The organism is Streptomyces sp. NPDC059917, assembly GCF_042730635.1.
Taxonomy (GTDB): Bacteria; Actinomycetota; Actinomycetes; order Streptomycetales; family Streptomycetaceae; genus Streptomyces.
Genome location: NZ_JBHWLC010000063.1, coordinates 38,938 through 50,579, shown reverse-complemented (window position 1 = coordinate 50,579; position 11,642 = coordinate 38,938). Strand labels below are relative to the sequence as shown.

Sequence of the window (11,642 nt, the reverse complement as noted above, 5' to 3'; positions counted from 1 at the left end):
ACCGGGGCCGGTGGCGAGGCCGGCGCCGCCGCGGCCCCGCCCGGCCGGGGCGCGGCCCCCGCGGCCGGGGCGCCGGTCAAGGTGACGACCCGGCCCTACAGCTGGGAGAGCCCCTGCGACCAGCACTACCTGATCGACAAGCCGTCGGCCGACGTGGCCCCGCCGCCCCTGGAGCCGGACGCCCCGGCCTGGGTCGCCGCGGCCGGGGCCGTCTCGTCGGGCGGGCAGTACCTCACGCTGACCCTCCAGGGGACCGGCAAGGAGACCGTGGTCCTCGACGGCCTGACCGTCCGCATGGCCGGCAAGCGCGCGCCCCTCGCCTGGAACGACTACGCCATGGGGTATCCGGGCGTCGGCTGCGGCGCCGGTGTGCCCACCCGCACCTTCAACGTGTCCCTGGACGCCACGCGCCCGGCCGCCGTGCCCGAGGAGGGCCAGCCGAACTTCCCCTTCAAGGTGAGCGAGTCCGAGCCGGAGGTGCTGTACGTCAGGGCGGGCGTCACGGCGAACGACGTGAGCTGGTACCTGGAGCTGTCCTGGTCCAGCGGCCCGCGCCACGGCACCCTGACCATCGACAACAACGGGAAGCCGTTCCGCACCAGCGGGCACACCGGCCGCCCCGGATACGAGTTCCCCCTCGGCGGCAACGGATGGGCGGCCGCGGGCCGGGCCTCCTGAGGCCGACCCTCCCGCGCGGGCCGTGCCCCGGGCCGTCCCCCGGTCGGCCCCGGAGCGGACCGGGACGATCGCACCTACGATGGTCGGGAACCGGCGCGCGGCTGGCCGTGCCGGTGGGTCCGCCCGGGCAGGAGGCACATGGTCGAGGTCGCCGACACCGCGCGGACCGTCATCCTGACCGTGGACGACGACCCGGGGGTCTCCCGCGCCGTCGCCCGTGACCTGCGCAGACGCTACGGCGCCGGGTACCGGATCGTGCGCGCCGAGTCCGGCGAGTCGGCGCTGGAGGCCCTGCGCGAGCTGAAGCTGCGGGGCGATCTGGTGGCGGTGATCCTGGCCGACTACCGGATGCCCCAGATGAACGGCATCGAGTTCCTCGAACAGGCCCTGACCGTGTACCCGGGCGCCCGGCGGGTGCTGCTGACGGCCTACGCCGACACCAACGCGGCGATCGACGCGATCAACGTCGTGGACCTCGACCACTACCTGCTCAAGCCCTGGGACCCGCCGGAGGAGAAGCTCTACCCGGTCGTGGACGATCTGCTCGCGGCCTGGCGCGCCAGTGACTACCGGCCGGTGCCCGCCACCAAGGTGGTCGGCCACCGCTGGTCGGCGCGCTCCTCGGACGTGCGGGAGTTCCTGGCCCGCAACCAGGTGCCGTACCGCTGGTACTCCTCCGACGAGCCCGAGGGCCGGCGACTGCTGGCGGCCGCCGGGGCCGACGGGCAGCGGCTGCCCCTGGTGGTCACTCCGCAGGGCGCCGTGCTGATCGAGCCGGAGACGGCCGACCTGGCCGCCCACGTCGGACTCGCGACGACGCCCGCCGCGGACTTCTACGACCTCGTCGTGATCGGCGGCGGTCCGGCCGGACTCGGCGCGGCCGTGTACGGGGCCTCCGAGGGGCTGCGCACGGTACTGATCGAACGGTCGGCGACCGGGGGACAGGCCGGGCAGAGCTCCCGCATCGAGAACTACCTCGGCTTCCCGGACGGGGTCTCGGGCGCCCAGCTGACCGACCGGGCGCGCCGCCAGGCCGGTCGGTTCGGCGCCGAGATCCTCACCGCGCGCGAGGTCACCGCACTGGAGGTCAACGGCGCGGCGCGCGTGGTCCGCTTCTCCGACGGTTCGCAGATCGCCGCGCACAGCGTGATCCTGGCGACCGGGGTGTCCTACCGCCAGCTCGGGGCGCCCGGCTGCGAGGAGCTGACCGGTTGCGGAGTCTTCTACGGCTCCTCGCTGACCGAGGCGGCCTCGTGCCAGGAGCAGGACGTGTACATCGTGGGCGGCGCCAACTCGGCCGGACAGGCGGCGATGTACCTCGCCCGGGGCGCGAAGTCGGTGACGCTGCTGGTGCGCGGGGAGTCGCTGCGGGCCTCGATGAGCCACTACCTCGTCCAGCAGATCGAGGAGGCGCCGAACATCGCGGTGCGCTCCCGCACCGTCGTCGACGCGGCGCACGGCGAGGGACACCTGCAACAGCTGACGGTGCGTGACGTGGTGAGCGGCGCCACCGAGCTGGTGGACACCCAGTGGATGTTCGTCTTCATCGGCGCGGCCCCGCTGACCGACTGGTTGGACGGCACCGTGCTGCGCGACGAGCACGGCTTCATCCTGGCGGGCCCGGACCTCACCCCGGACGGGAGGCCGCCCGCGGAGTGGGAGCTCGACCGGCCGCCCTACCACCTGGAGACCAACATCCCCGGCGTCTTCGTGGCGGGCGACGCGCGCGCCCAGTCCGCCAAGCGCGTCGCGTCCGCCGTAGGAGAGGGAGCCATGGCCGTGATGCTCGTCCACCGCTACCTGGAGCAGTCATGAGCGGGCAGGTCATGCCGTGCGCTCCGGACGAGATCTCCTCGCTGTTCCTGTTCGAGAAGCTCACCCCGGAACAGCTCGCGCGGCTGTGCGCCGAAGGACGGGTCGAGCGCTTCGAGGCCGGCCCCGTGTACACCGAGGGCGATCCGGCGACCTGCTTCTACGTGATGATCGAGGGCACCGTCGTGTTGGCCCGCCGGGTCGGCGCGGACGACGTGGAAGTGGGCCGCACCTCGCAGCGCGGGGTGTACTCGGGGGCCATGCAGGCCTACCTGGGCGACCGGGTGCCGCAGACCTACAACAACTCGATGCGGGTGACCGAGCGGACGCGCTTCTTCGTGCTGCCCGCGCAGTCGTTCGCGGACGTCATGCGGGAGTGGTTCCCGATGGCCGCGCACCTGCTGGAGGGCCTCTTCTTCGGTTCGAGGAGCACCCAACAGGCCATCGGGCAGCGCGAACGGCTCCTGGCCCTGGGCTCGTTGTCCGCCGGGCTCACCCACGAGCTCAACAATCCGGCCGCGGCGGCGGTCCGGGCCACCGAGAGCCTGCGCGAGCGGGTGGGCAAGATGCGGCACAAACTGGCCGTGATCGCCAAGGGCCCCTACTCCCGCGAGGCGCTCGCCGAACTGATCGAGATCCAGGAGCGCACGGCCGAACGCGTCGCCAAGGCGCCGGTGTTGAGTCCGCTGGAGGCCTCCGACCAGGAGGACCGGCTGACCGACTGGCTCGACGACCACGGCATCCAGGAGGGCTGGCGGATCGCTCCGACCTTCGTGCAGGCCGGGCTGGACACGGACTGGCTGGACCACGTCGCGCAGACCGTCGCCGAGGACATCCTGCCGGGGGCGATCGGCTGGCTGAACTACACGGTCGAGACCGAGTTGTTGATGGACGAGATCAACGACTCCACGACCCGCATCTCCCATCTCGTGGACGCCGCCAAGCAGTACTCGCAGCTCGACCGGGCCCCGTACCGGGTCGTCGACGTCCACGAACTCCTCGACAGCACCCTGGTGATGCTCTCCGGGAAGTTCGGCCCCCGGGTCCGGGTGGTCAAGGAGTACGACCGCTCCGTGCCGGACGTGCCCGCCTACCCGGCGGAGCTCAACCAGGTGTGGACCAACCTCATCGACAACGCCGTCTTCGCCATCGGGAGCACCGGCCGCGACGGCACGCTGACGGTCCGCACGGCGCGGGAGGGGGACCGGCTGCTGGTGGAGTTCCGCGACACCGGGCCCGGCATCCCCGCGGACATCCGCAGCCGCATCTTCGACCCCTTCTTCACCACCAAGCCCGTGGGCGAGGGCACCGGCCTCGGCCTGGACATCTCCTGGCGGATCGTGGTGAGCAAGCACCACGGCAGCCTCCAGGTCGAGTCCGTACCGGGCGACACCCGCTTCCAGGTGCTGCTGCCGCTGACCGCGGCCCCGGAATCCGACGAGGACGCAGAGGAGCCCGCATGACCGACAACGAGGCCGTCGACGGAATCGACCCGAGCGCCGTGCCCACCGGCACCGGCTGCCTGGACTGCGACGCGGTCGGCGGGTGGTGGTTCCACCTGCGGCGCTGCGCCGAGTGCGGGCACGTCGGCTGCTGTGACTCCTCGCCGGCCCAACACGCCACCGCCCACTGGAAGTCCAGCGGCCATCCCCTGGTGCAGAGCTTCGAACCGGACGAGGAGTGGTTCTGGGACTACGGCACCGGTGAGCTGTACGAGTCCGGTCCCGCGCTCGCACCGCCCCTCGGCCACCCCGTGGACCAGTCCGCGCCGGGCCCGGCCGACCGGGTCCCGCAGGACTGGGCGCGCCGACTGCACCGCTGAGCGGCCGTACGGGCGAGCGGCCTACCGCGGGTCGCCGGGAGGGCCGACCGGTACGAGATGTCCGTCGGGGGTGCGCCGCGCGCGCTCGCCGGTGCGCAGGAACCCGTCGGTGGTGAAGGCGCGCGCGTCGTGGTCGGGGGCGCGGTAGTACCCCCGCGGGGCGTACGGGCCGCGGACGAGGATCTCCCCGGGCTCCCCGTCGGGCACGTCCGCGCCTTCGGCGTCGACGATGCGGATCTCGTCGTCCGGCGACAGCGCGCGGCCCCGCGTGGTGAGCACGGTCTCCTGCGGATCGCCGGGCCGGGTCAGGGTGACCAGTCCCTCGGGCAGGTCGAAGACCCGCTGGAGGCGGCAGCCCAGCTCGGCGCCGATCCGTTCGGCGACGTCCCGGGGCAGCGGCCCGCCGTCGCACTGCACCAGGCGCAGCGTGCCCGGTCCCGCGCCGGTCGCGGGGAGCGCGTCGAGCCAGGCCCGGGCCCCGGCGGGCGTCACGGAGGCGACGGTGACCCCCTCCCGCTCGATCGCCGCGAGGCACGCGGCCGGATCGGGGTCGTCGAGCAGGACGACGGCGCCGCCGACGGTCAGGGTGCCGATGATGCCGGGGCAGCCGAAGGTGAGGTTGCGGTCGGCGGGCAGGGCGGCGAGGTAGACGTCGTCCTCGGTGAGCGACACCGCTTCCGCGGCGGCCCGCGCCTGGTAGGCGTAGTCGTCGTGGGTGCGGGGTACGAGCAGGGGCGCGTCGCGGGCGCCGCCGTCGCGGGCGGCGCGCAGGAGGAGCGCCACCTGGTCGGCGCCCCGCGCGAGCGGCTGGTCCGGCGGGGAGTCCAGGGAGGCCAGCGGGAAGTAGTGGCAGCCCGAGGTGTCGGTCGTGAATCCGCCGTACGGGGACGCGGTGCCCGGTTCCTCGAAGGGGAACACCCGGCGCAGGAAGGGCCCTTCGGCCGCGATCGCCGCGGCCATCGCGATGCGGTCCACGCCCCGGTACGTCGACGGGCCGACGTACCCCACGGCCTGGGTGTGCCGCACGATGCGGGACACCTCGGGCGCGCCGAGCGGGAGCGGGCAGAGGACGGGGACGGCGCCGGCGCGCATCAGCGCGAACACGGTGATCACGAACTCGGGCACATTGGGCATCTGGACGACGACCCGCTGCCCGGGCCGCAGACCGCGCAGCCGGAAGCCGGCCGCCGTGCGGCCCACGCGGCGGTTCAGGGCCGCATAGGTGATGCGGGTGTCGCCGTGCACGAGCGCGGTCCGGGGGCCGTACTGGAGGGCCCAACCGCGCAGCAGGTTGTCCAGCGAATTGCCCCGCCAGTGCCCGGCCGCCCAGTAGCGGTCGACGTACTCCTCGGGCCAGGGCGCACAGCCGTCGAGCGTGGGTGACATCCGCTTCCCTCCCTGCGGGGCGAGGGCTCCGCACGGGATCGGGGAGCGGCCCCGCCACCTGGTCCGATCAATCCAAGACGCCAACACCGTGGTGCGCAATGTGCTTTCCCCACCAGGGAGGCCGGCCGCCCTCGGCGGAAGGACCAAGGCGCGGCCCCGCGGCGACGCGGTCCTCCCCTTCTGGGCGCGGATCGGTGGCCGAGCCGCGGCCGGGAGGTCGGCGGGGTCGGCGATCATGGAGCCGTGGTGCGCCGCCGGGGACCGCGCGGGGGGACCCTTCCCGCGCTCGCCCCGGCGATCTGATCTGATGGGACGGACCGCACCGCGCACCACCCGAGCGATCAGGAGGACCCGATGAGCACGGCCGACGAGGGACGGCAGTGGCCGGACGAGGTCAGTGTCGACAATGCCAGGGCGACGCTGCTCCAGCTCCTCGCCCGTGCGGGCGTCCCTTCCGATGACGCGCGGACGCTCATGGGGCTTCTGGAGGCGGGCGCGCTGGCCCTCGCCCACGAGGAGCTGAGCGGCGGCGGCCGGACCGCGCCCGGTGACAAGGGCGAGGCGTACGAGTCCGGTTGGCTCGACGGCGCCGGGGACCTGCTGGAGGAGCTCGGCGCCGTCACGGAACGGACCCTGCTGCAGGTCGTGGGAGCGGAGGGCGAGCCCGATCTCGGCGCGGCGCGGCAGCGGGTCAGGCGCATGGAGGTGGAGCGGGCGCGGGTGGCGCTCACCCCCCTGTACCTGTCCTTCACCGAGGTCTCGGAGCTGGACCCGGAGGTGACGGAGGAGGTGCTCGCCGCCGTCCTCACCACGATGACCCCGCGCCAGCGGGCCGGGTACGCCGGACGGCTCACGGAGTTCGTCACCGCCCACCGGGCCCGACTGGACAGGATGTTCGCGCGGTACGGACCGGGTGGCAGCGTCGCGGTGCACGGCCGGTACTCGCTCGTCCACTCGGTCACCGGCATCGCCGTGCTGGAGCGGCTGCTCGTGGCGCCCGCACCGCTGCGCGAGGAGTGGGACGCCGGGGAGCTGCCCCCGGCCTGGTTGGACGGCCTGACGACGGCCTGGAACGCCCCCGCCTGATCCCCGGCCGACCCCCGCCCGCGGCCTGCTCCTCGGCCTGCTCCTCGGCGCTCCCGCGCGCCGGGCGGGTCAGTGCGCCGCGGGCAGGAGGCGGAAGCCGTCGCCGTCGCGCCGGACCACGCCCGCGGTCGGAGGCGGGAAATGGCTGCCGAGCAACAGGGTGTCGGTGTCGGCGAGTTCGTCCAGCAGCCGGGTCCTGGTGCGCACGGCTGCCGCCGGATCGATGTCGACGCAGCTGCAGAGGGTGGGCTCGGCCAGCTGCACCGGGTGGTGGATGCAGTCGCCGGTGATGAGCGCGCGGTGCCCGCCGCTGGTGAGGGCGACCGCGATCTGCCCCGGCGTGTGACCGGGCGTGGGCACGAGCGTGAGGCCGGGCAGGAACCGCGTGCCGCCCTCCGCCACGTCGACGAGGTCCAACTGGCCGTGCGCGCGCACCGGCTCGACGGAGTCCTCCAGCATCTGTCGGCGGCTCTCCTCCACCTCCACCGCGGACCAGTACGCGTCCTCGGCCGCCGCGACGACGTACCGGGCCCGGGGGAAGGTGGGCCGCCAGGAACCGTCGGGAGCCCGACGGGTGTTCCACCCCACGTGGTCCGCGTGCAGATGGGTGAGGATCACGTAGTCGATGCTCTCCGGCGCGAAGCCCGCCTCGGTCAGCCGCTCCGGGTAGGCCGTGTCGAGGTCGTTCCACGCCGGGTTGGCGCGGGTCTTGCCGTTGCCTATGCCCGTGTCGACGAGGACGCGCAGGCCGTCGATCTCCAGCGCGAAGGTGTGGACGGCCAGCTTGATGTGGTCGTCGGGGTCGGCGAAGGACGGCTTCAACCAGTCGACCCCCGCCACCACGGCGGGTGTGGCACCGGGCAGCAGCCAGGGGCCGGTGGCCGCCGGAAGGGCGATCTCGTCGATGCGGTGGACGGCGATGTCGCCGATCTGCCAGTGGGACACGGGAGTTCTCCTGCGGAGCATGCGCGGGGTGCCACTCTCGGACCGTTAAGTCCATGTCATTGCGTTAACAACAAGACCAGACTCCGAACCGAAAAGCAATCCCTTAGCTTTAGTGACTGAGGCGAGGCGAGACGAGACGAGGTGGGCCGGGCCGGGCCAGACGGGGCGAGTCGGTCGGGTCAGCGCTTCAGCAGCGCGTCCACCAGGGCGCGGGCGTAGTCCGCCGTCAGCGCGCCGGGCCGGAACAGGATCCGGTACATGATCGGGGCGACCACCGCGTCCATCGTGTCCTCCAGGCCGGGCGCCTCCTCGCCGCGCTCCACGGCCCGTTCCAGGACGACGGCGAGTTGTTCGGCCGCGTACGTCGAACACAGACCGGCGTTGCGCCCTTCGGGGTCACCGCTCAGCGCGTCCCGGACGTAGGCGCGCCCCGGGGGCGACGCCATCTCGTCGAGGAACAGCTCGGCCCAGGCGTCGAGATCCTCCCTGAGGGAGCCCCGGTCGTCGGGCGGACCGTCGGGGCGCAGGTGCGCGACCGCGACGTCCGCCAGCAGTTCCTGGAGGTCGCCCCACCTGCGGTACACGGTGGACGGCGTCACACCGGCGCGCGCGGCGATCATGGGCACCGTCAGCCCCTCCCGGCCGCGCTCCGCCACGAGGTCGCGCACGGCATCGTGCACGGACCGCTGTACTCGGGCGCTGCGGCCCCCGGGGCGCGTGGTCGGTCGCGTACTCATGCCGTCACCTTAGGGCCTGCGGTGGGAGCCCCGGTCGCGGAACCGGCGCCGCCCCCACCGCGGGGGAGGCGGTGGGGGCGGCGGTGCGCGCGGCGGGGGGCGCGCACGTCCGACGGCGGGAGGGTCAGCGCTCGGATCCGGACGGGGCGTCGGGGACCCAGGAGCCGTGCAGCCCGGCGCTCACGCGGTGGGGAAGGTGGACCGTGGCGATCCGGTCGAGGCCCGACGCGTCGAGGACGAGCAGCTGCGAGGCGTCCTGCTTGAGGTCGCTGACGACCGTCAGCAGGTACCCGTCGTCCTCGCGGGTGGCGCCGGCGGCGGGCACGAAGAGGGCCTCGCCGGGCATCCGGGCGTCACCGACCTGGTGGATGCGACGGGCGCCGGTGGTGCGGTCGTACTTGACCACGCCGTAGCCGCCGAAGCCCTTCTCGTCGGGGAAGGAGACCGCGTAGTGGTAGCGGTTCTCGGCACCCAGGTACGCCTCGTTGAGGGTCGGGAACTCCACCGGCAGGTCGTCGACGATCTGCTCGTCGACGGAGCCCGCCGCCATGTCGATCACCCAACGGCGCGTGTAGGAGCGGGAGACGGGCTCGGAGCCGCGACCGGGGTTGCCCGCCCACCAGTTCCAGGAGAGGGCGAAACCCTCGTGGTCCACGGTGGGGCCCTCCAGGACGACGCGGCCCCGGCCGTCCTCGAAGGCGTTCGCGACGTGCAGCATGTTGCCCGGCTCGATGGAGAACCAGCGGATGTTCCGGGGGCCGTCGGCGCCGCGCGGCATGACGCCGATGCGGGCGGGGTGCTCCTCGCTCCAGCCGTAGGGGATGCCGGAGTGCTCGGTGGGGTCGAAGGTGACGTTGCCCTCGATGAAGACCACGTGGTGGCGGGTGAGCGCGAAGTCGTGCTTGAGCGAGGCGCTGGCCCCCGGGACCTCGGCGCTGTGGACGAGCTCGCCCTTGGCGTCGGCCACGTGGTGGACGAGGAACGGCGGGAACGGCGAGGACCCGAAGAAGTGGAGCTCGCCCGTGACGGGGTCCTCCTTGGGGTGCGCGGTCATCGCCGTGCGCAGCTTGCCGTCGAAGTCCCACGCGCCGACCGTGTCCAGCTCCCGGGTGAGCTCGAAGGGGAAGTTCGCCTCGCACAGGGCCAGCAGCCGTCCGCCGTGCTCGATGATGTGCGTCCCGGCGGCGCTGGCCGTGAGGTCCGGGCCCCGCTCCGTCATGTACGGGGCGCCGTCCAGCGCGGGGGTGCGCACCCAGCGGTTGCGGTACCACTCGGCGCGGCCGTCGCGCAGCCGCAGGCCGTGGACCATGCCGCTGCCCTTGAACCAGTGGGTGGGGGTGACGCCGGGCTTGGGGTTGTGGCCGTTGCGCAGCAGGCGGCCGGTCAGCTCGGGGGGCAGGGCGCCCTCGACGGTGAGGTCGGTGGCGGTGACCTCGTTGACGACGGGCGTGAAGTGGCCGGTCAGGTAGGGCTTGTCGGCGGTCATGGTGGATTTCCCTTCGATGGACGTGGAGTGTGCGGGGGGTCGGACGGGTGACGGGTGATGGGTGGCGCGGTCGGCCCGGTCAGCCGACGCGCGGGGTCGTGGGGACCTCGGGGGTCTGTGGGCCCGAGACGAGGTGCGGGCGCCGCGGGCCCGTGGCCCCGTACGTCGGCGTACCGGTGGTCCGCGGGCCCGAGCGGCGGGTGAGGAGCACGGCGAGGACGCCCGTCGCGGCCAGGACGGCGGCCGATACCGCGAAGGCGGCCCGGTACCCGGCGGTGAGGGCCTCCAGGGCCGGTTCGTACGGGGACGCCCGGGCGGTGACGGAGCCCGCGAAGGTGGCGAGCGCGGCCAGGCCGATCGCCCCGCCGACCTGGCGCGTGGTGTTCACCAGGCCGCCCGCCAGGCCGGCGTCCCGCGGAGGGAGCCCCTCCACGGCGAAGGCGGTGAGCTGGACGAAGGCGACGCTCAGGCCGAGGCCGATCAGGATGCTCGGGCCCAGCACGTCGACGAGGTAGCCGCCGTCGGCGCTCATCCGTGACAGCCACAGCATCCCCGCGGCCTCGGTGAACAGGGCCGCGGTCGCGGTCGCGGTGGCGCCGATGCGGCGCGAGAGGCGCGGCGCGAGGGCCGACCCGATCATGTGGGCGATCGCGAGCGGCAGTTGGCCGACCCCGGTCACCAACGGGCTGGATCCCAGGACCTGCTGCTGGTAGAGCGGCAGGAAGAAGAAGAGGGCGATCCACACCGACCCGAGCAGGGCCATCAGCAGGTTCCCCGCGGCCACCCGCCCGGTGGCGAGCAACCGCGGCGGCATCAGCGCGTCCGGCCGACGCGACTGGATCACGGCGAAGACGGCGAGCAGCACACCGGCGGCGAGGAAGGCGCCCAGCACCCGGGCGTCCGTCCAGCCGGCGCCCCGCGCCGTGGTCAGGCCCCAGACCAGGCCGGTCAGGGCGAGGGTGACGGTGACGGTGCCCACCAGGTCGAACCGGCCGTCCGCGCGGCCGGCCCCGCGCGGTACGAGCGCCACCACGGCGGCCAGCACCAGGGCCGACCCGAGCGCGACGCAGTGGAAGAGCCACGGCCAGCCCCACGCCTGGGTGAGTCCGCCGCCCAGCAGGACGCCGCCCGCCGCTCCCGCACCGGAGACCGCGCCCCACACCCCGAGCACCCTGCCCCGCCCGGGCCCGGTCGGGAAGAGACCCATGGCCAGCGCGAGGGAGGCCGGTGCGATGGCGGCGGCGCCGATGCCCTGGACGGTGCGCGCCGCGATCAGCACGCCGGGGGAGGCGGCCAGCCCCGCCACCGGCGAGGCGACCGCGAAGAGCGCGAGGCCGGTGATCAGCACCCGGCGGTGGCCGAGCAGGTCGGCCGCGCGCCCGCCGGCCAGGAGCAGGGCCCCGAAGGTCAGGCCGTAGGCGTTGACCACCCAGGTCGTGCCCGCCGCCGACAGGCCGACCCCGGCGCGGATCTGCGGCAGCGCGACGTTCACGATCGAGGTGGCGAGCATGATGGTGAACTGGGCCGCGGCGAGCACCGCGAGCGCGGCCGTCGCCCGGGCGGCGGGCGGCGTCCGCCCGGTCGGTGTGCGGTGGGGGAGGTTCATGTCGCACAGCCTGCTGCGGAGCGCTGTCCACTCTCCAGGCCCGACGGCGGCGGTGACTGTCCACTCCTGTCCGCGGCTGTCCAC

The 11,642-nt window shown here is 73.9% G+C and carries 9 protein-coding genes and 1 pseudogene; 5 read left to right on the top strand and 5 right to left on the bottom strand.

All coding sequences use genetic code 11. The features are described 5' to 3' along the window. From ACFWAR_RS29670 to ACFWAR_RS29655, 4 genes and pseudogenes are all read left to right on the top strand, one after another. Positions 1 to 678, top strand: a pseudogene (locus ACFWAR_RS29670) (transcriptional regulator); the annotation flags it as partial. Positions 679 to 816: 138 nt separating this feature from the next. Further along, positions 817 to 2,493: an FAD-dependent oxidoreductase gene (locus tag ACFWAR_RS29665; RefSeq protein ID WP_385783549.1), complete on the top strand. Its 1,677-nt coding sequence runs from the start codon at positions 817 to 819 to the stop codon at positions 2,491 to 2,493. Beyond that, complete coding sequence (locus ACFWAR_RS29660) at positions 2,490 to 3,953, top strand: ATP-binding protein (RefSeq protein ID WP_385783546.1); 1,464 nt, start codon at positions 2,490 to 2,492, stop codon at positions 3,951 to 3,953. Before ACFWAR_RS29665 ends, ACFWAR_RS29660 begins: the two co-directional genes overlap by 4 nt. Continuing rightward, the gene (locus ACFWAR_RS29655; protein WP_385783543.1) at positions 3,950 to 4,312 is read left to right on the top strand and encodes a UBP-type zinc finger domain-containing protein; all 363 of its coding nucleotides are present in this window, start codon (positions 3,950 to 3,952) and stop codon (positions 4,310 to 4,312) included. The genes ACFWAR_RS29660 and ACFWAR_RS29655 overlap by 4 nt, the downstream gene beginning before the upstream one ends. A 21-nt stretch (positions 4,313 to 4,333) precedes the next feature. On the opposite strand, the gene ACFWAR_RS29650 is transcribed toward ACFWAR_RS29655, so the two are convergent. Then, complete coding sequence (locus ACFWAR_RS29650; protein WP_385783540.1) at positions 4,334 to 5,698, bottom strand: AMP-binding protein; 1,365 nt, start codon at positions 5,696 to 5,698, stop codon at positions 4,334 to 4,336. A 354-nt stretch (positions 5,699 to 6,052) separates the two neighbouring features. On the opposite strand from ACFWAR_RS29650, the gene ACFWAR_RS29645 reads away from it, so the two are divergent. Beyond that, positions 6,053 to 6,784, top strand: coding sequence for a hypothetical protein (locus ACFWAR_RS29645; protein WP_385783537.1), 732 nt, complete (start codon positions 6,053 to 6,055; stop codon positions 6,782 to 6,784). A gap of 69 nt (positions 6,785 to 6,853) precedes the next feature. On the opposite strand, the gene ACFWAR_RS29640 is transcribed toward ACFWAR_RS29645, so the two are convergent. The 4 genes from ACFWAR_RS29640 to ACFWAR_RS29625 form a co-directional block, all read right to left on the bottom strand. After that, positions 6,854 to 7,750, bottom strand: coding sequence for an MBL fold metallo-hydrolase (locus ACFWAR_RS29640; RefSeq protein WP_385783533.1), 897 nt, complete (start codon positions 7,748 to 7,750; stop codon positions 6,854 to 6,856). Between the two features lie 158 nt (positions 7,751 to 7,908). Next, positions 7,909 to 8,466 (bottom strand): TetR/AcrR family transcriptional regulator, encoded by a 558-nt coding sequence (locus ACFWAR_RS29635; RefSeq protein ID WP_385783531.1) that lies wholly within the window; start codon positions 8,464 to 8,466, stop codon positions 7,909 to 7,911. 124 nt (positions 8,467 to 8,590) lie between these two features. Next, entirely contained in the window at positions 8,591 to 9,952 is a 1,362-nt protein-coding gene (locus ACFWAR_RS29630) for a carotenoid oxygenase family protein (protein ID WP_385783527.1), read from the bottom strand. Between the two features lie 79 nt (positions 9,953 to 10,031). Further along, the gene (locus tag ACFWAR_RS29625; protein WP_385783524.1) at positions 10,032 to 11,558 is read right to left on the bottom strand and encodes an MFS transporter; all 1,527 of its coding nucleotides are present in this window, start codon (positions 11,556 to 11,558) and stop codon (positions 10,032 to 10,034) included. Positions 11,559 to 11,642 lie beyond the last annotated feature (84 nt).

What these genes read in the sequence shown, in the direction of transcription:
- ACFWAR_RS29640 (WP_385783533.1), bottom strand. Translation starts at nt 7,750, where the DNA reads ATGCTCCGCAGGAGAACTCCCGTGTCCCACTGGCAGATCGGCGACATC.
- ACFWAR_RS29635 (WP_385783531.1), bottom strand. Translation starts at nt 8,466, where the DNA reads ATGAGTACGCGACCGACCACGCGCCCCGGGGGCCGCAGCGCCCGAGTA.
- ACFWAR_RS29665 (WP_385783549.1), top strand. Translation starts at nt 817, where the DNA reads ATGGTCGAGGTCGCCGACACCGCGCGGACCGTCATCCTGACCGTGGAC.
- ACFWAR_RS29655 (WP_385783543.1), top strand. Translation starts at nt 3,950, where the DNA reads ATGACCGACAACGAGGCCGTCGACGGAATCGACCCGAGCGCCGTGCCC.
- ACFWAR_RS29645 (WP_385783537.1), top strand. Translation starts at nt 6,053, where the DNA reads ATGAGCACGGCCGACGAGGGACGGCAGTGGCCGGACGAGGTCAGTGTC.
- ACFWAR_RS29660 (WP_385783546.1), top strand. Translation starts at nt 2,490, where the DNA reads ATGAGCGGGCAGGTCATGCCGTGCGCTCCGGACGAGATCTCCTCGCTG.
- ACFWAR_RS29650 (WP_385783540.1), bottom strand. Translation starts at nt 5,698, where the DNA reads ATGTCACCCACGCTCGACGGCTGTGCGCCCTGGCCCGAGGAGTACGTC.
- ACFWAR_RS29630 (WP_385783527.1), bottom strand. Translation starts at nt 9,952, where the DNA reads ATGACCGCCGACAAGCCCTACCTGACCGGCCACTTCACGCCCGTCGTC.
- ACFWAR_RS29625 (WP_385783524.1), bottom strand. Translation starts at nt 11,558, where the DNA reads ATGAACCTCCCCCACCGCACACCGACCGGGCGGACGCCGCCCGCCGCC.